The sequence below is a fragment of the Hyphomonas adhaerens MHS-3 genome, from assembly GCF_000685235.1.
Lineage (GTDB): Bacteria > Pseudomonadota > Alphaproteobacteria > Caulobacterales > Hyphomonadaceae > Hyphomonas > Hyphomonas adhaerens.
In genome coordinates this window covers 692,766-708,337 of record NZ_ARYH01000001.1, presented here as the reverse complement: position 1 = coordinate 708,337, position 15,572 = coordinate 692,766, and the positions used below count along the sequence as shown (strand labels likewise).

The window sequence follows — 15,572 nt, the reverse complement described above, 5'->3', positions numbered from 1 at the left end:
GCTGAGCGCGCCATTTCGCCCCTGCAAAAATCCTCTGAAGAAGCCTCCCGCTCATGACCTATATCGTTGTCGATGCCTGTATCCGCTGCAAGTACATGGATTGTGTCGAGGTTTGCCCCGTCGACTGCTTCTATGAGGGCGAGAACATGCTCGTCATCCACCCCGAAGAATGCATCGATTGCGGCGTGTGCGAACCGGAATGCCCGGTCGAAGCGATCAAGCCCGATACGGAGGATGACCCGGACGGCAAATGGCTGAAGTTGAATTCCGACTATTCAAAGACGTGGCCAAACATCACGCGAATGAAAGAGCCGCCCGCTGATCGCGAACAATTTGCCCAGGAAACTGGTAAACTTGAGAAATACTTCAGCACAAATCCGGGGGCTGGCGACTGACGGTCTGGTCCGCCCGGACCCCCGCAGATGCTGCAGGACTGAGGAAAAGTTAACGATTTCCGGCGCTTCGTTAACTTCATACATGGTTAACGCTTGCGCAGACCTGTTGAAAAAGCTGCACATTTGTGATACTGTCCGGTCTTGAGCAATAAATGAAAAGAGCTGCACTTTCCTAACTCAGACCGTAACGACAACGGACTGGGGTAGGTTTCTTCGGCTCTTATATGTGTAGAAAAGGGCGATAACCGACATGGCGAAAAAAACAGATGCCTCATTGACGTTCGGGGTGGGTCAAAGCGTCGTTTACCCGGCACACGGGGTCGGCAAGATCACCGGGGTCGAGAAGCAAACTGTCGCCGGGATGGACCTTGAAGTTTACGTCGTCGCCTTCGATCAGGACAAAATGATCCTTCGCGTGCCGACCAATCGTGCCGAAGCCTCCGGCATGCGCGCACTGGCCGGCTCCAAACTGGTTGAAGACGCCCTCAAGACGCTGGGCGGCAAGGCCCGCATCAAGCGCACCATGTGGTCGCGCCGTGCCCAGGAATACGAAGCCAAGATCAATTCGGGCGACCTGATCTCGATCGCGGAAGTCGTTCGCGACCTGCACCGCGGCGAAGACCAGCCGGAACAATCCTATTCCGAGCGCCAGCTCTATGAGAGCGCGCTTGACCGTATGGCCCGCGAACTCGCCGCTGTCGAAAACATCGACAAGGGCTCAGCGATGGAAAAACTCGCCGAGTCCCTGGCCAAGAAAAAAGTTGCGGCGTAACGGCGAAAGCCTGACCGTCTCATCATGCGAAAACGCCCTGCAGCCCGTCTGCAGGGCGTTTTTGCGTCTGATCCCTAACAAAACCGGGTATTCCGTTTACGAAGTGATTCGCCGGGCCACGTCCTGTTAACCTTAATGAAAACCTGAAAGCGCACTCTTTTCTCCGTTGCCGGACATTCCGGTGACCCTTGGGTTGGACCCCGAAAGCACGGAGAAAACTCCGGCCGGACGGGAAACGGGTGACAGGAGAACGAGATGCCCTATTCAGATATGCCTTTGCCGCCAGGTGCCCTTCTGGGTGCAGATGCCTGCGCAGATGACTTCTACCAGGCCGGCCTTGTTTGCGCCGCCGGAATCGATGCCGACATCGATCTGGTCGCCGCGCACAAATGGTTCAACCTCGCCGCCTCGCGCGGGCATGAGGAAGCCAAATGCCAGCGCCAGGAAATGGCTGAGCTTCTGAGCTCGGAAGAAGTGAAGATGGCGCTGTCCGCTGCGCGTGACTGGCTGAAGCTCGCCCACTAAGACACGGCGGTTGCAGCCGGGGTGATTCCGCCCCGGCAGGTGAAAGCTTTCCTTCGCCGCGGCGCGCTGCGTGCGTTTGCACCGCATAGGGACGTATGCGGGTGACGCGCATTCCTGGCCTTGCCCCGGGGCGGCCGGAAACAAAAAAGCCCCCGGTGTGCCTGCCCGAAAGCAGATGCACGCCGGAGACCGTTTCAGATGCAGATGGCTGCATATAAATTGCCGGTGCTGTGGGGGGATAGACGCCGGCAAAAGGGGAGGCGGTGTTACGAACTCACCGCGCGATTGGCCTGGAACCCGCTCTTCTTCTGGGTCGGCCGGAGCAGGAAGTAGAGGAAGGCGACGATGAAGCCCATGTCCATCAGGACGATCAGTGTCGTCGTGAACGGGATCGTGCCCTGGTACCAGTCCGGCAGATAGACATAGGCAACGCCCAGTTTCCCGAGGAGGCCCGCCCAGACCACCGGGCGGTACCGCACAGGGTCACCGCCGACAATCGCATAGACAACGCCAAAGCACAGAACGAGCGCCCCCGTCACTTTCATAAGTGCCGGGTCAACGGTTCCGACCGTGCCGGTCATGGCGACCATCGTCTCCGGAGAGATGAAAAGTGGCGCGCCGATTGCAAAGTTGAAGAAGGCGGCAGCCCAGAAAAAGATTTGCCAGTCTTTCATGTTCGTCTCCCTCTGCGGCATGCCGGACGTGCCCGGACCCGCCGCTTTTTTGAACATTCCCCCCAGAATTCCTTGGAAACCTTTATGACGGTTTTCGCCAATCGATCGAATTGATCGGAACACCCCCGGTTTGTGCGGTTTTTACAGTAAATGCGTATGCGGACGGGCCAATCGGCCGCGCTGACCGTGAATTGGGCGCGGGTGTCCGCCTGCCGGTGAGCGCCCGGCAGGCCCGTCTTGCCTCGCTGCAGGGCGGAGACCTGTTTCAGGTTGAGACGCCGCCGCCGGTGTAAACCTGTCTCCCGGCGGCACAAAGGCCGCCGTCAGCCCACGCTTCAGCCCACCCTGCGGTCCATGTCTTTCCAGTAAGGCTCTCTCAGATCCTTACGCAGGATCTTGCCGGACGGGTTGCGGGGCAGGGCCTCGATAATATCGACCGACTTCGGACATTTGTACGCGGCGATGCGTTCCTTCGCCCAGGCGATCACGCTTTCCGGTGTTGGCGTCTCGCCTGGCTTGGGCACCACAATGGCTTTCACCGCTTCGCCCCATTTCTCGTCCGGCACGCCGATCACGGCGACATCTGCGACAGCCGGGTGGCTGAAGATCGCGTTCTCGACTTCGGCAGGATAGACGTTCTCTCCGCCGGACACGATCATGTCCTTCACGCGGTCGTGGATATAGAGAAAACCGTCTTCATCGAAATAGCCAGCATCGCCCGTATGGAAGAAGCCGTCGCGGATTGCCTCTTCTGTGGCATCCGGACGGTTCCAGTAGCCTTTCATGACAAAGCTTGCCTTGACGATGATCTCGCCGACCTCACCAGTCGGTACGGGCGTACCGGTCTCGTCGACGCAGCGGATGACGGCGCCGGGATAAGGTACGCCGCAGGAGCGGAGCTTGCCCCAAGACGGATCGTGCGCTTCCGGTGGCAGGAACGTCGCCGCGCCGACAGTTTCGGTCAGGCCGTAAAGCTGGGTAAACCGGGCACCCATGATTTCCTTGGCTTCCAGCAGCAGGCTCTCGGCTATGGGGGAGGCGCCGTAGAAGATCTGCTTGAGCTTGCTCCAGTCGATGTCGCGCACGTTCGGTTGCTGGGTCAGCATCAGGATGACCGCGGGCACCCAGAAGGCGTGCATGATCTCCTGGTCTTCGATCAGGCTGAGGATGGCCTGCGGGTCGATCTCGCGCAGCACGACGGTGCGGGCCCCCTGGATTGCGGCGAGCAGGCCGATATTGACGCCAGCCACATGGAACAGGGGCATCGCGTTCATCACGCCTTCGCCCACACCATAGGTGGACCATTCCAGCATGGCCGCCTGCTCGAACAGGGAGCGGTAATTCGCATTGGTCAGCTGCACGCCTTTGGGCAGGCCGGTCGTGCCGGAGGTGTAGAGCTGGATGACGTCATCTTCCGGCTTCGGCGTCAGGCCCGGCAATGAGGCGCTCTGGCTGTCGCGCCATTCGCGATAGTCGGGCCATTCCGGGTGGCCGCCGTCGACAGCGATGATCTGGACAAGATCGGGCAGTTCGGCGCGGATCTCTTCGGCCATGTCGTAAAAATCCTGGCCGACGAACAGGACTTTCGCGGCGGCGTCGGACAGGATGAACTTCACTTCCGGCGCAGCGAGGCGCGTGTTGACCGCTGTCATCACGGTGCGGGCCTTCGCGGCGCCGTACAGCATCTCGTAATATTGAGAGGTGTTCTTCGCGAGATAGCCGACCCGGTCGTCCGGCTCGAGCCCCAGCGCGATCAGGCCATTGGCCACCTGGCTGGAATAGGTGTCGAGTTCCCGATAGGTCGTTGTCTCGCCTTCAAACCAGAAAGCGGTGTCCTCAGGACGCATCTGGGCCTGCACGCGCGGGACATCCGCCAGAAAAGGCATTGCCTCTGTGTCGATCATCGGGTCCTCCGGTATATTTTTTTATCCTGGCCAACTCTAGTCGGTTCCAGCTGCTTGTCAGCCCATGACCGGACTGTTGCTGCAGGCGCAACCCTTGCGGCCTTCGCGCGTTTACGGCACTTGATGCCTATGACTATTCAAACCCCCGCTCCGAACGCCGATCTCGCCGAAACCATGCTGCAACTGGGCCGGAATGCCCGGGCAGCGTCGCGCGCGCTCGGCAAACTGACCGCTGACGACCGTACTCGCGGCCTGAAAGCCATTGCCGCCGCCATCCGCGCGGCTGCGCCAGATATCCTGGCCGCCAATGCCGAAGACATGGAAGCCGCCCGCGCCAAGGGCCTGGACGCTGCCATGCTGGACCGGCTGGCGCTGGATGAGGCGCGCGTGGAAGGCATTGCCAAGGGCGTTGAGGCCGTTTCCGGCCTCGCGGACCCGATTGGCCGCGAACTCGCCCGCTGGACCGTGCCGTCCGGGCTGGACATTGCCCGCGTGGCCGTGCCGCTGGGCGTGATCGGCATTATCTATGAAAGCCGCCCGAATGTGACGGCCGATGCTGGCGCGCTCTGCCTGCGCTCCGGCAATGCGGCGATCCTGCGCTGCGGCTCGGAAAGTGCCCGCTCGTCCCGTGCGCTGGTCGGCGCCATGCGCGGCGCGCTTGAGAAAGAAGGCCTGCCGCAGGATGCCATCCAGCTGGTTCCGACGCAGGACCGCGAGGCCGTTGGCCATCTCCTGTCCGGTCTGGACGGAGAGATCGACGTGATCGTGCCCCGCGGCGGACGCGGCCTGGTCGAGCGTGTTCAGATGGATGCCCGCGTGCCGGTGATCGGCCACCTCGAAGGCCTGTGCCATGTCTATGTCGACAAGGCGGCGGACCCGGAAAAGGCGGTTGCGATTGTCGTCAACGCCAAGATGCGCCGCACCGGTATCTGCGGCTCGGCCGAGACGCTGCTGGTGGATTCGGCGATTGCGGACACATTGCTGCCGAAACTGGCGGATGCGCTGAAAGCCGCCGGGTGCGAGTTGCGTGGTGACGAACGTGCCCGTGCGATCGTGCCCGACATGAAGCCTGCGACCGAAGAAGATTGGGCCACGGAATACCTGGCGCCAATTCTGGCCGTTGCCGTGGTCGATGGCATTGATGGCGCGCTCGCCCACATTTCCCGCTGGTCGTCCGGGCATACCGAAGTGGTCATCACCGAAGACCAGACCGTGGCTGACAAGTTCTTTGCCGATGTCGACAGCGCCATCCTGCTGCACAACGCCTCGTCCCAGTTCGCCGATGGGGGCGAGTTTGGCATGGGCGCGGAAATCGGCATCGCGACAGGCCGCATCCATGCACGCGGACCGGTCGGGGCAGAACAGCTGACGACCTATAAATACCTCGTCCGCGGCAAGGGGCAGGTCCGTCCTTGAGGCCAGTCCGGTTACCGGGTCCTGCAAAGGGGCTGCGCATCGGCCTGTTCGGTGGCAGCTTCAACCCGGCGCACACGGGCCACCTCCACGTCGCCGAAACGGCCATGAAGCGGCTTCAGCTGGACTGGATCTGGTGGATCGTCGCGCGCGGTAATCCGCTAAAGACAGACCATGGCGATTTCCATGCCCGTTTTGCCTCGGCAGAAGCGGTGGCCGGGCATCATCCACGGATGATCGTCACCGATATCGAGAAACAGCTCGGCTACACCTATTCCTGGCAGACCTTGCTGACGCTGTCCGTTCATGCCCCGCAAACGGATTTCGTCTGGCTGATGGGCGCCGACAATATGACCAGCTTCCATCATTGGCGGCGCTGGCAGGACATTGCCCGGATGATGCCGATCGCGATCGTGGCGCGGCCGGGCGTGGGGCCCGGTGCACGCAATTCGAAATTCGCCCGGACATTCGCAAAGGATCGCATTCCGGAGGCCTATGCCCCGATCTTGCCACAGCTTGCCGCGCCGGCCTGGGTCTACCTGAAAGGCCCGCTGGACCCATCCTCCTCCACGGCCATCCGGAAGGCAGAGGCATGAGCCTGACCCCGGAAGAACTGGACCGTCACCGGCGCCATATCCTGCTGAAGGAAATTGGCGGGCCGGGCGTGCAGAAACTGCGCGCCGCGAATGTCTCCATCATCGGGGCAGGGGCGCTTGGCGGTCCTTGCGCGCTCTATCTTGCGGCGGCGGGCGTTGGCCGGATCGACCTCTGGGACGATGACCGGGTGGAGCGGTCGAACCTGCAACGGCAAGTTCAGTTCACGGATAAAGATGTTGGCGCGCCAAAGGCGGAGACCCTCGCGGCGCGCCTGCAGGCAATGGATCCATCCATCAAGGTGGAGGTAATGGCCGAGCGGTTTGGGGAAGGCGCGGCGCCTGCCGGAGACATCCTGATCGATGCGTCCGACAATTTTCCCACACGCTATGCCCTGAACCGGCTGGCGCATGAAACCGGCCGGGCCATGGTGCATGGGGCCGCGGCGGGCTGGAGCGGGCAGGTCAGCGTCTTCGCCTCCGGCCTGCAGGCAGATGCGCCCTGCTACCAGTGCTGGGTGCCCGAGACGCCGCCGGACGCCGAGGCTTGCGACGAAGTTGGCGTGGTCGGCGCCCTGACCGGCATGACCGGCACGGCGATGGCGATGGAGACCGTGAAACTGATTACCGGAGCGGGCCGTCCATTGATCGGCCGGGTTCTGCTGATCGACGGCCTAAGTGCTGAATCGCGGACCGTCACACTTCGCCGGGATTCAGGCTGCCCGGTTTGCGCAATCAGGTGACTTCCGGAATTGACAGGGCAGGACCGGGCGCGCTTACTCTGCGCATCTGATTCAGAAATCAACCGGGAGGAAGGAAACGGGCATGCGCCGTTTTCTGGTGGTTCTGCTTACCCTTGTTGCGATTTTGGCTGCTGGCTGGTTTGCCCTCCAGCGCGCCGATATCGGCTATGACCGGCTTGAACTCGTCTATGCAAATTCCGACAGCCGCATCCTGCCGCTTGAGAACGGGTTGCGCGTGCATTACCGCGATGTCGGCCCGCGGGACGCGCCCGCGATTGTGTTGGTGCACGGATTTTCGTCCTCGTTGCATACATGGGAGCCCTGGGTTGCAAACCTGAAGCGGGACTATCGCGTGATCTCGCTGGACCTGCCGGGCCATGGCCTTACCAATTGCCTGGATGGCGACCGCATCGGCACAGAACAATTCGTCGAGACGGTGGATGCGGTGACGCGCGCACTGGGCGTCGACAAATTCACCCTTGCGGGCAATTCCATGGGCGGCGGTGTGGCCTGGGCCTATGCGCTGGCGCATCCGGCGCGGCTGGAGGGTCTGGTCCTGGTCGACGCGTCCGGCTGGCCCGAAACGTCCCAGGAAGAACAATCGGATCCCCTCGTCTTCAAGCTGTTGTCGAATCCCGTCGCCCGGCGCCTGATGAAGAATACCGACATGACGTGGCTGGTGCGGGACGGCCTTCGCGACAGTTTCGCCAATCCGGATCTGGCCACAGACGAGATGGTCTACCGGTACACCGCGCTCGCCCGCGCGCCCTGCCACCGCGATGCGCTGATGGCACTGACATCGGGCGGCAAGGGCCGTATCTGGGCGACGAAGGAAGCCCTGTCGGACATCAAGACCCCGACGCTGATCCTGCATGGGGAGCAGGACAATCTGATCCCGGTCGCCGCCGCCCGGAAATTTGCCGATGCAATTCCCGGGGCGGAACTGGTGATCTATCCCGATGCAGGCCACTTGCCGCAGGAAGAGCTGGCGGAAGAATCCGCAGAGGATCTGCGGTCTTTCCTGGCAGACATCAATGCGCCGGAAACGGCCTCGGCGGAGCCGGCGGAAGACGGTTGATGCTGTGTCCCGGAAACCGGCGGGGGTCTTCACGCGTATAAAGGGAAGAAGGAGAATTCTGATGCGCCTCGCCCTACCCGCCTTCGCCGCTGTACTGCTTGCAGCCTGCACCAGCCAGCCCGACTATCGTGAAGAGACGGCCGCCCCGTCCACCGTGCCGTCTGTGGATCTGACCCGCTATGCCGGGCTTTGGTATGAGATCGCCCGCTATCCCAACCGGTTCGAGCGGGACTGTACGGGCGTCACCGCCGAATACGGCCTGAAGGATGACGGCACGGTCTCGGTCACCAATACCTGTTTCGAGGGATCGCTGGACGGGGAGAAGAAGGTGGCGGAGGGCCGGGCGCGCGTCGTGGAAGGCTCGGGCAACAGCCAGCTCAAAGTGAAGTTTGCGCCGTCCTGGGTGCCGTTCGCGGAGGGCGACTACTGGATCCTCGCGCTGGAGCCGGACTATTCCGCCTCGCTCGTCGGCAGCCCGGATGGAAAGTATCTCTGGATCCTGTCCCGTACGCCCCAGCTTGCGCCGGCGAAACTGGAGGGCCTGAAACAGCGCGCCGAAGACCTCGGATACGAGACCGCGCCGCTCGAAATGACGGTCCAGCCGCAATAGGCCCGTCATGGCAGGTCAGGCGCAACAGGGGTGACGGGTTGTGCCAGCTCTGATACGGCGAAAGCCATGAGCCTGCCTGCCCTAGATGACCGCAATTTCGACGCCGATCGCCAGCACTGGATCGAGGTGCGCGTCTATTACGAAGACACCGATTTCACCGGCATGGTCTATCATGCGAACTATCTCCGCTTTTTCGAGCGGGGCCGGTCAGACTGCCTGCGGGATGCGGGTGTGTCGCACCAGGACCTGCTGAACCGCGAAGACCCGGCCGCCTTCACGTTGACCCGGGTCGCGGTGGACTACAAACGCGCCGCGAAAGTCGATGACCTGCTCCAGATCCGCACGCGCTATCTCGGCCTCGACGGGCCGCGCTTCCTGTTCCGCCAGGCTTGCCTGCGTGACGGCGAGGTGATTGCCGAGGGCGAGATCACCGCCGTGATGATCCATGCAGACGGCCGCCCGCGCCGGCCCGTGCGCGAGATGAAGGACACGCTCGCTGCCTTCCGCTGGACGGGCGCAGAATCAGCCTGACGGACAGGCTCGGTGCAGAGGCCCCGCACGCGAACCCGTGGTGCCGCTTTCCCGTGCAGGGTTAATAAAATCGAACAAAATCTTAACCCTTCCCACCTAGCCGGGAGGCAAGCTGCGGAATCAGGGCGCTCTGCCGTGATTCTGCCGGAATTGTTGTAGAAACAGGGGCACCAAGCGCCCGTCTTCACGGGACGCACGCCTTATCTGCGGGCTGCCGGCCTGCCATCTTCAAGGAGCACATTCGTCCTATGGAATCGGAAGCGATCGGCACAGCGGCCAGTAATACCGACTTTTCACTGATTGCCCTCATTTTCGAGGCAGATCCGGTCGTCAAACTGGTCATGTTCATGCTGTTCCTGGCCTCGGTCTGGTCCTGGATCGTGATCGGCGAGAAACTCTTCTCGCTGGGATCGGCCCGGAAGAAAGCACGCCAGTTCGAAGACGCCTTCTGGAACGGCCGGACCGAAGACCTCGACCTGCGCCCGGGCTCGGGCGGCGGCGACGCGGCCAGCCGGGTATTCCAGGCGGCTGCCCGCGAATGGTCGGATGCCCGCCGCGTGGCGCCAGGCTCCGGAGAGGCGAGCGCCCTTGTCGGCCGGGCAGAGCGCTCCATGCGCGCCACGGTCGACCGGGAACTTGGCCGGGCCGGGAACGGTCTTGGCGTTCTGGCCACGATTGGTTCGGCGTCGCCCTTTATCGGCCTGTTCGGCACGGTGTGGGGCATTATGAATGCCTTCCTCAACATCGCTGCCCAGCAGGATACCAGCCTTGGCACCGTGGCCGGCCCGATTGCCGAAGCCCTGTTCGCCACCGGCATGGGCCTCGTCGCCGCGATCCCGGCGGTGATTTTCTACAACAAGTTCACGGGCGACCTGACGCGCTTTGCTGACCAGCTCGACGCCTTCTCGCAGGATGTCCTGGTGCGCCTGTCGCGCCGGGCGTCTGATCCGGCGCGGGATTGATCGCATGGGTATGATCCTCGGCTCTGGCGGCAAGGGAGGACGGCGCGGACGCCGGTCCCTGAACGCTGAAATCAATGTGACGCCCTTTGTGGACGTCATGCTCGTCTTGCTGATCGTGTTCATGATCACCGCGCCCATGCTGGTGCGGGGTGAGGACATCAGCCTGCCGAAAACAAAGTCCGGCCCGATCCAGACCGACCCGAACGATGCGCCTCTGGCAATCACCATCAAATCGGATGGTGCCGTGTTCATCCAGAACACCGAGGTCCAGGTCGATACGCTGGGGCCCCAGCTGCAGGCGATCATTGGCGAAGGGTATGACAAGCCGATCTATGTGCGCGGCGATGAAGCGACGCCTTACGGCATCATGATGGAAGTCATGTCCGAGATTCGTGCCGCCGGTTACACGCGCGTCTCGCTCGTGACGGAACAGAAGAAATAAGGAGCGGCCGGCAGGAATGCTTCGCGGCCTGACAGTCTCCACGATCGTGCACGCGTCCGTCCTTGCGATGGCGGTCTTGTCATGGCCGCACCAGAAGTCGGATTGCGACAAGATGATCGAACGCCTCCAGAAGGAGGAGCCGGGCCTCGCCCCGGTCGATATCCTCATGCGCATCCCGCAATGCGCCAGCGCCATCGACGTGCCGATCGATTTTGTCGAGATCGGCCTCGTGACAGACATTGCGCCCGTGCAAAAGGCCGAGGAGCCGCAGGAAGAAGAGGAAGCCGTCCCCGAAGAGGCGGAAGAGGCGCCCGAACCTCCGCCTCAGGAAGAATCGGCTCCGGAAGAGGAAGAAGTCGTCATTCCGGACGAGGAGCCTGAACCTCCGCCGCCGGAGAAAAAGGAAGAGCCCAAGAAGGAAGAGCCGCCTCCGAAAAAGGAGGAGCCCAAGCTGATTGAGAAGCAAAAGCCCAAGGCAAATGACGATCTCGACTTCCTGAATGAGTTCGAGGACATCCTGAAAGACAAGGCGCAGGACGAACGCCGCACGCCGCGTGAGGAAGTGCCGCCGCAGATCAACAAGCCGGTGCTGCGCGATGCGCAGGAAGACCGGCCCGGCGCCGGGGAGCGCCGCGGCAACACGGCCTCGCTCCAGGCCGCCATGCGCCGCCAGATCTATACCTGCTGGCGCGGCGTGTCCGACCTGCCGAAGGAAGACCAGATCGATGTCCAGATGCGTGTTACGCTGAACCGAGACGGCACGCTGAAAGGCAATGTCGAACTGGTCAGTCCGCGCTCGCGCCCGATCGGCCGCTCCGGTATTGCCGTGGACGTAGCGTTGCGTGCCGTGCGCAAATGTGCCCCTTACCAATTGCCCGAAGACGATTATGACCTGTGGAAAGACATCAATGTCACCGTCAGCCCGACCCAGCCCTAGACCCGTTCAAAGGAGGAATCCCATGACCCGCCTGCTGCTTGCCCTGGTGATGGCGTTCACCGCCGCCATTGGTCTGGCGCCGACCGCCTCGGCCGAACTCAAAGTGCTGGTCGAAGGCAGCGGCAATTTCCAGCCGACGCCTCTGGCCATCCCGGACTTCGAAGTCCGCGGCGGCACGAACACCGAGCTCGCCCGCCAGATCGCCGACGTTGTGCGCAACGACCTCGAATCGACCGGCCTGTTCGAAATGCAGAACCCGGCCTCCTTCATCCAGAAGGATCTGTCGATCGACGTCCAGCCGCGTTTTGCCGACTGGAAGATCATCAAGACTGACGGTCTCGTCGTCGGTGCGTTCGAGGAGCTGCCGGATGGCAAGATCGCCGTCTCGTTCCGGCTGTGGGATGTCTATGCAGGCGATGTGATGCGGATCAATGGCCAGCCGGGCCGCCGCCTGACCACGACTCCGGACAACTGGCGCCGCATCGCTCACAAGATTGCCGATTCGATCTACACCCGTCTGACCGGCGAGGATCCGTACTTTGACACGCGGATCGTCTACATCGCCGAGACCGGTCCGAAACTGAACCGCGTAAAGCGTCTCGCGATTATGGATTCCGACGGCGCCAACCAGCAATACCTGACACCGGGCACCAACACGGTGCTGACGCCGCGCTTTAGCCCGTCGGCGCAGGAAATCACCTACATGTCGTATGAGGGCGGACGTCCGCGCGTCTATCTCTTCAATATCGAAACGGGCCGCCAGGAATTGCTGGGCAATTTCCCTGGTATGACCTTTGCCCCGCGCTTCTCGCGCGATGGCGAAAGCGTGCTGATGACCCAGGCCGAACGCGGCAATTCCGATCTCTACATCATGAACCTGCAGACCCGGCAGTCGCGCCGCCTGACCGATCATCCGGCGATCGATACATCGCCATCGATGTCGCCGGACGGCAAGGCCATCGTCTTCACGTCAGACCGTGGGGGCAGCCCGCAGCTCTACATCATGAACACGGATGGCAGCCCGCGCACCTGTCCGTCGGGCGGCCGGGACGTCGCCTGCCGCATCACGTTCAACAAGGGCCAGTACTCCACGCCGGTATGGAGCCCGCGCGGCGATCTCGTCGCCTTCACCAAGCAGCTTGGCGGCAAGTTCTATATCGGCGTCATCGGCACCGATGGCACCGGCGAGCGCCTGCTGACCGAAGCCTATCTGGATGAAGGTCCGGACTGGTCGCCGAACGGCCGCGTGATCATTTACTTCCGCGAAAGCCGTCCCGGCGCCGGTCCTCAGCTCTGGTCGGTGGATCTCTCCGGCCGGAATGCACACCGCCTGCAGACCCAGACAGAAGCCTCCGATCCAGCCTGGTCGCCGCTCCTGCAGTAATCTGCTGATTAATATACAGGTTTCGCCCCCGATTCTTTGGTCGGGGGCGTTGCTTTAGGGAGACAGCGCCAGAATCTTTGTGTAAAAGGCCTAACTCAGCAGCTTGCGCCCGATTGTTGCCGGAATTCGGCCCGATTGTGGAAGCACCACCGAACACGCGTCGGCTGCTGGTAAGACAGGGGCCGTAAGGCGTCACCAAGCTCAGGACATCCAGGGGAGTCTGACTGTAATGCAATCCTATCTCAAAATCTCCGCAGCGGCCGCTGTGCTCATCGCCCTCGGCGCCTGCGCTTCGCAACCCGAACCGCCGCCGCCAGTCGAAGAAGCACCGCCGGTTGAACAACCTGCACCGCCGCCGCCTCCGCCACCTCCGCCGGTGGTTGAAGAGCCGACAGGCCCGGCACCGGGTTCGCTCGAAGATTTCCGCGTGAACGTTGGTGAGCGCGTCTATTTCGATCTGAACGAATACCGTCTGGACCCCGACGATCAGGAAATCCTGAAGCTGCAGGCCGCTTGGCTGCAGTCCTACCCGTCGGTCCGCATCATGGTCGCCGGTAACTGCGACGAGCGTGGCACGCGGGAATACAACCTCGCTCTCGGCGAGCGCCGCGCGTCCGTCGTGAAGGATTATCTGGTCTCGCTCGGCGTTGATCCGTCGCGCATCGACACGATTTCCTACGGCAAGGAACGTCCGATCGCTGCCGGTTCGGACGAAGCCTCCTGGGCCCTGAACCGCAACGGGTTCACCCAGATTGTTTCGGGCACCACCAGCTAACGGAACATTTCAATTCAGCAATACGCAGCCGGGCGCCACATTTTGGCCCCGGCTGTTTTGTTTAGGGGCAGGGAGTTTGTGCGTTCCCCTGTCCCTTTTTTCATCATGAAAGGTATGTCCATGATCATTCGCACCGCATCTGTTTTCGCAGGTGCTTCGCTCGTCCTGCTCGGCGCCTGTGCGTCCAAGCCGGCCCCGATTACCGAAGGCACAACCACCACGGAAACCGTGGTCGAAGAGGTTCGGACCGTCGATACCGGTAATGTGGACGACGCAAGCGTCGGCCAGATCGTTCAGACCCCGGCCCTCGGCGACCGCGTCTATTTCGATCTGAACGGCGATGCGCTGGATACCGACGACCAGTCGCTCCTGCGCCAGCACGCCCTGAAATACACGTCCGATCCGTCTGTCCGCATTCTCGTTGCTGGTAACTGCGACGAGCGCGGCACGCGGGAATACAACCTCGCCCTCGGCGAGCGCCGCGCGGCCAAGGTGAAAGACTATCTTGTCAGCCTCGGCATCGCGCCGAATCGCATCGACACGATTTCCTACGGCAAGGAACGTCCCATTGCTGCGGAATCGAACGAACAGGCCTGGGCCATGAACCGGAACGGGTTCATCCAGGTGGTTTCGCCGAACAGCTGAAGCCGGTTGCCCCTTCCGGGCGCCTGATTCACAAAGAATTTGCAGCCGGGTGCCATATTTTGGCCCCGGCTGCTTTACTATGGTCCGGCAACATCTGGAGGCATTCGCTCATGTTCAAGACCCCGGCCCTGGCCCTTGCCAGCTTCCTGCTTCTTGCTGCGCCCGCTGTCGCCCAGCGCGGTGCTCCGATCACGCAGGGCACGACAAGCCTCGACCTGGCTGACCAGATTTCCCAGGCCCGCCAGCTGAGCGCGGACACCAAAGTGCAGGTGAATGCCGTGTCCAGCGACCTGATGACCCTGAGGGGCCGGGTCGAAACGCTGGAGTTCCAGCTGCAGCAGGTCCGCAACGACAATGAGACTCTGGTCGACGACAATGAGTCGCTCGCCCGGGAGATCAACACGCTGAAGAACGAGCTGCGCGCCCAGTCGCGTGCCATTCAGGACCTTCAGGCCCGCTCCCTCGGCATGGATCCGCCGGAAGGGGAAGCGGCCACCGGCTTGTCCGACTATCCGGGCGCCGCGTCGCCGGACCCGTATGCGGCTTCCACTGCACCGGCCGAGCCGCAGCAGCCTGCCGCGGACAACCTGTCCCGCTCCGCGACCGTGGAGCCAGAACCTTCCGGCCCGAAACGCCTGCTGCCGCGCTCCGGCGCAACCGAGGCGGCTGAAGGCCCGGCGACCGTCGATACCACGCCTGCCTCGGCTGTTCCGCCCGGTGCGCCGCAGGGATCGCTTGGCACATTGCCGGCAAGTGCCCTGCCGGGTGAGGCCGGTCCGCTGTTCGCGGCGGCCAAGGCGAAACTGGTCCAGTTCGATTATGCCGGGGCCGAACAGGCCTTCCGTGCCTTCCTCGACAAGTTCGATACCGATCCGCAGGCGGGCGAAGCGCATTACTGGCTTGCCGAGTCGCTCTACCAGCAGAAGGCCTATGCCGAATCCGGCGCGGCCTACACGACGATGATCCGGTCGTATCCGGATGATCCGCGTGCGCCTGATGCACTGGTGAAACTGGCCCGGTCGATGCGTCTCATCGGCGACAAGGACAAGGCCTGCGTTGCCCTCGATACATTGCCGAAACGCTATCCGAATGCTTCCGGCGTGACGCGTGACCTGGCCGCCGTCGAACGGACCCGGTCCGGTTGCGACAATTAGAAACCCCCACAGTCCCGAAAGGGCTGACGGATTCT

General features: G+C 62.5%; 18 protein-coding genes. 16 read left to right on the top strand and 2 right to left on the bottom strand.

Annotated features, from left to right (window positions below; all coding sequences use genetic code 11):
* Positions 1–53: 53 nt before the first annotated feature.
* The 3 genes from fdxA to HAD_RS03460 all read left to right on the top strand — a co-directional run bounded on the left by fdxA (position 54) and on the right by HAD_RS03460 (position 1,692).
* Complete coding sequence (gene fdxA / locus HAD_RS03470; protein WP_035569450.1) at positions 54–395, top strand: ferredoxin FdxA; 342 nt, start codon at positions 54–56, stop codon at positions 393–395.
* 250 nt (positions 396–645) lie between these two features.
* Complete coding sequence (locus HAD_RS03465; RefSeq protein WP_035569449.1) at positions 646–1,167, top strand: CarD family transcriptional regulator; 522 nt, start codon at positions 646–648, stop codon at positions 1,165–1,167.
* A 255-nt stretch (positions 1,168–1,422) separates the two neighbouring features.
* Positions 1,423–1,692, top strand: a complete 270-nt coding sequence (locus HAD_RS03460) for a hypothetical protein (RefSeq protein ID WP_035569448.1) — start codon at positions 1,423–1,425, stop codon at positions 1,690–1,692.
* A 266-nt stretch (positions 1,693–1,958) separates the two neighbouring features.
* On the opposite strand, the gene HAD_RS03455 is transcribed toward HAD_RS03460, so the two are convergent.
* Together HAD_RS03455 and HAD_RS03450 are read right to left on the bottom strand one after the other, a co-directional pair.
* Positions 1,959–2,366 (bottom strand): hypothetical protein, encoded by a 408-nt coding sequence (locus HAD_RS03455; RefSeq protein WP_156942145.1) that lies wholly within the window; start codon positions 2,364–2,366, stop codon positions 1,959–1,961.
* A gap of 335 nt (positions 2,367–2,701) precedes the next feature.
* The gene (locus tag HAD_RS03450; RefSeq protein WP_035569446.1) at positions 2,702–4,270 is read right to left on the bottom strand and encodes a long-chain-fatty-acid--CoA ligase; all 1,569 of its coding nucleotides are present in this window, start codon (positions 4,268–4,270) and stop codon (positions 2,702–2,704) included.
* A gap of 129 nt (positions 4,271–4,399) precedes the next feature.
* On the opposite strand from HAD_RS03450, the gene HAD_RS03445 reads away from it, so the two are divergent.
* From HAD_RS03445 to ybgF, 13 genes are all read left to right on the top strand, one after another.
* Positions 4,400–5,686: a glutamate-5-semialdehyde dehydrogenase gene (locus HAD_RS03445; protein ID WP_084331755.1), complete on the top strand. Its 1,287-nt coding sequence runs from the start codon at positions 4,400–4,402 to the stop codon at positions 5,684–5,686.
* The gene (locus tag HAD_RS03440) at positions 5,683–6,279 is read left to right on the top strand and encodes a nicotinate-nucleotide adenylyltransferase (protein ID WP_035569444.1); all 597 of its coding nucleotides are present in this window, start codon (positions 5,683–5,685) and stop codon (positions 6,277–6,279) included. The genes HAD_RS03445 and HAD_RS03440 overlap by 4 nt, the downstream gene beginning before the upstream one ends.
* Positions 6,276–7,019, top strand: a complete 744-nt coding sequence (locus HAD_RS03435; protein WP_035569442.1) for a HesA/MoeB/ThiF family protein — start codon at positions 6,276–6,278, stop codon at positions 7,017–7,019. Before HAD_RS03440 ends, HAD_RS03435 begins: the two co-directional genes overlap by 4 nt.
* Positions 7,020–7,101: 82 nt before the next feature.
* The gene (locus tag HAD_RS03430; RefSeq protein ID WP_035569440.1) at positions 7,102–8,097 is read left to right on the top strand and encodes an alpha/beta fold hydrolase; all 996 of its coding nucleotides are present in this window, start codon (positions 7,102–7,104) and stop codon (positions 8,095–8,097) included.
* Positions 8,098–8,158: 61 nt separating this feature from the next.
* Entirely contained in the window at positions 8,159–8,707 is a 549-nt protein-coding gene (locus tag HAD_RS03425) for a lipocalin family protein (protein ID WP_035569439.1), read from the top strand.
* Between the two features lie 66 nt (positions 8,708–8,773).
* On the top strand, positions 8,774–9,238 hold the full coding sequence (locus HAD_RS03420; protein ID WP_035569438.1) for a YbgC/FadM family acyl-CoA thioesterase: 465 nt from the start codon (positions 8,774–8,776) through the stop codon (positions 9,236–9,238).
* A gap of 248 nt (positions 9,239–9,486) precedes the next feature.
* Positions 9,487–10,200, top strand: coding sequence for a MotA/TolQ/ExbB proton channel family protein (locus HAD_RS03415; RefSeq protein ID WP_035569436.1), 714 nt, complete (start codon positions 9,487–9,489; stop codon positions 10,198–10,200).
* Positions 10,201–10,204: 4 nt separating this feature from the next.
* Complete coding sequence (locus HAD_RS03410; protein WP_035569434.1) at positions 10,205–10,642, top strand: ExbD/TolR family protein; 438 nt, start codon at positions 10,205–10,207, stop codon at positions 10,640–10,642.
* A 16-nt stretch (positions 10,643–10,658) separates the two neighbouring features.
* A complete protein-coding gene (locus tag HAD_RS03405) occupies positions 10,659–11,579 on the top strand; it encodes a cell envelope integrity TolA family protein (protein ID WP_035569433.1) in 921 nt (306 codons plus the stop codon).
* A gap of 22 nt (positions 11,580–11,601) precedes the next feature.
* On the top strand, positions 11,602–12,963 hold the full coding sequence (gene tolB / locus HAD_RS03400) for a Tol-Pal system beta propeller repeat protein TolB (RefSeq protein ID WP_035569432.1): 1,362 nt from the start codon (positions 11,602–11,604) through the stop codon (positions 12,961–12,963).
* A gap of 229 nt (positions 12,964–13,192) precedes the next feature.
* Positions 13,193–13,738 (top strand): peptidoglycan-associated lipoprotein Pal, encoded by a 546-nt coding sequence (gene pal, locus HAD_RS03395; protein ID WP_035569431.1) that lies wholly within the window; start codon positions 13,193–13,195, stop codon positions 13,736–13,738.
* A gap of 120 nt (positions 13,739–13,858) precedes the next feature.
* Positions 13,859–14,383 carry an OmpA family protein gene (locus HAD_RS03390; protein ID WP_241765288.1) on the top strand — a complete coding sequence of 175 codons (525 nt, stop codon included), beginning with the start codon at positions 13,859–13,861 and terminating at the stop codon, positions 14,381–14,383.
* Positions 14,384–14,493: 110 nt separating this feature from the next.
* Positions 14,494–15,537, top strand: coding sequence for a tol-pal system protein YbgF (ybgF, locus tag HAD_RS03385; RefSeq protein WP_035569429.1), 1,044 nt, complete (start codon positions 14,494–14,496; stop codon positions 15,535–15,537).
* Positions 15,538–15,572: the final 35 nt, after the last annotated feature.

Excerpts from the sequence above, each read along its gene's own strand:
- fdxA (WP_035569450.1), top strand. The coding sequence starts at position 54 with ATGACCTATATCGTTGTCGATGCCTGTATCCGCTGCAAGTACATGGAT.
- HAD_RS03465 (WP_035569449.1), top strand. The coding sequence starts at position 646 with ATGGCGAAAAAAACAGATGCCTCATTGACGTTCGGGGTGGGTCAAAGC.
- HAD_RS03460 (WP_035569448.1), top strand. The coding sequence starts at position 1,423 with ATGCCCTATTCAGATATGCCTTTGCCGCCAGGTGCCCTTCTGGGTGCA.
- HAD_RS03455 (WP_156942145.1), bottom strand. The coding sequence starts at position 2,366 with ATGAAAGACTGGCAAATCTTTTTCTGGGCTGCCGCCTTCTTCAACTTT.
- HAD_RS03450 (WP_035569446.1), bottom strand. The coding sequence starts at position 4,270 with ATGATCGACACAGAGGCAATGCCTTTTCTGGCGGATGTCCCGCGCGTG.
- HAD_RS03445 (WP_084331755.1), top strand. The coding sequence starts at position 4,400 with ATGACTATTCAAACCCCCGCTCCGAACGCCGATCTCGCCGAAACCATG.
- HAD_RS03435 (WP_035569442.1), top strand. The coding sequence starts at position 6,276 with ATGAGCCTGACCCCGGAAGAACTGGACCGTCACCGGCGCCATATCCTG.
- HAD_RS03430 (WP_035569440.1), top strand. The coding sequence starts at position 7,102 with ATGCGCCGTTTTCTGGTGGTTCTGCTTACCCTTGTTGCGATTTTGGCT.
- HAD_RS03425 (WP_035569439.1), top strand. The coding sequence starts at position 8,159 with ATGCGCCTCGCCCTACCCGCCTTCGCCGCTGTACTGCTTGCAGCCTGC.
- HAD_RS03420 (WP_035569438.1), top strand. The coding sequence starts at position 8,774 with ATGAGCCTGCCTGCCCTAGATGACCGCAATTTCGACGCCGATCGCCAG.
- HAD_RS03415 (WP_035569436.1), top strand. The coding sequence starts at position 9,487 with ATGGAATCGGAAGCGATCGGCACAGCGGCCAGTAATACCGACTTTTCA.
- HAD_RS03410 (WP_035569434.1), top strand. The coding sequence starts at position 10,205 with ATGGGTATGATCCTCGGCTCTGGCGGCAAGGGAGGACGGCGCGGACGC.
- HAD_RS03405 (WP_035569433.1), top strand. The coding sequence starts at position 10,659 with ATGCTTCGCGGCCTGACAGTCTCCACGATCGTGCACGCGTCCGTCCTT.
- tolB (WP_035569432.1), top strand. The coding sequence starts at position 11,602 with ATGACCCGCCTGCTGCTTGCCCTGGTGATGGCGTTCACCGCCGCCATT.
- pal (WP_035569431.1), top strand. The coding sequence starts at position 13,193 with ATGCAATCCTATCTCAAAATCTCCGCAGCGGCCGCTGTGCTCATCGCC.
- HAD_RS03390 (WP_241765288.1), top strand. The coding sequence starts at position 13,859 with ATGATCATTCGCACCGCATCTGTTTTCGCAGGTGCTTCGCTCGTCCTG.
- ybgF (WP_035569429.1), top strand. The coding sequence starts at position 14,494 with ATGTTCAAGACCCCGGCCCTGGCCCTTGCCAGCTTCCTGCTTCTTGCT.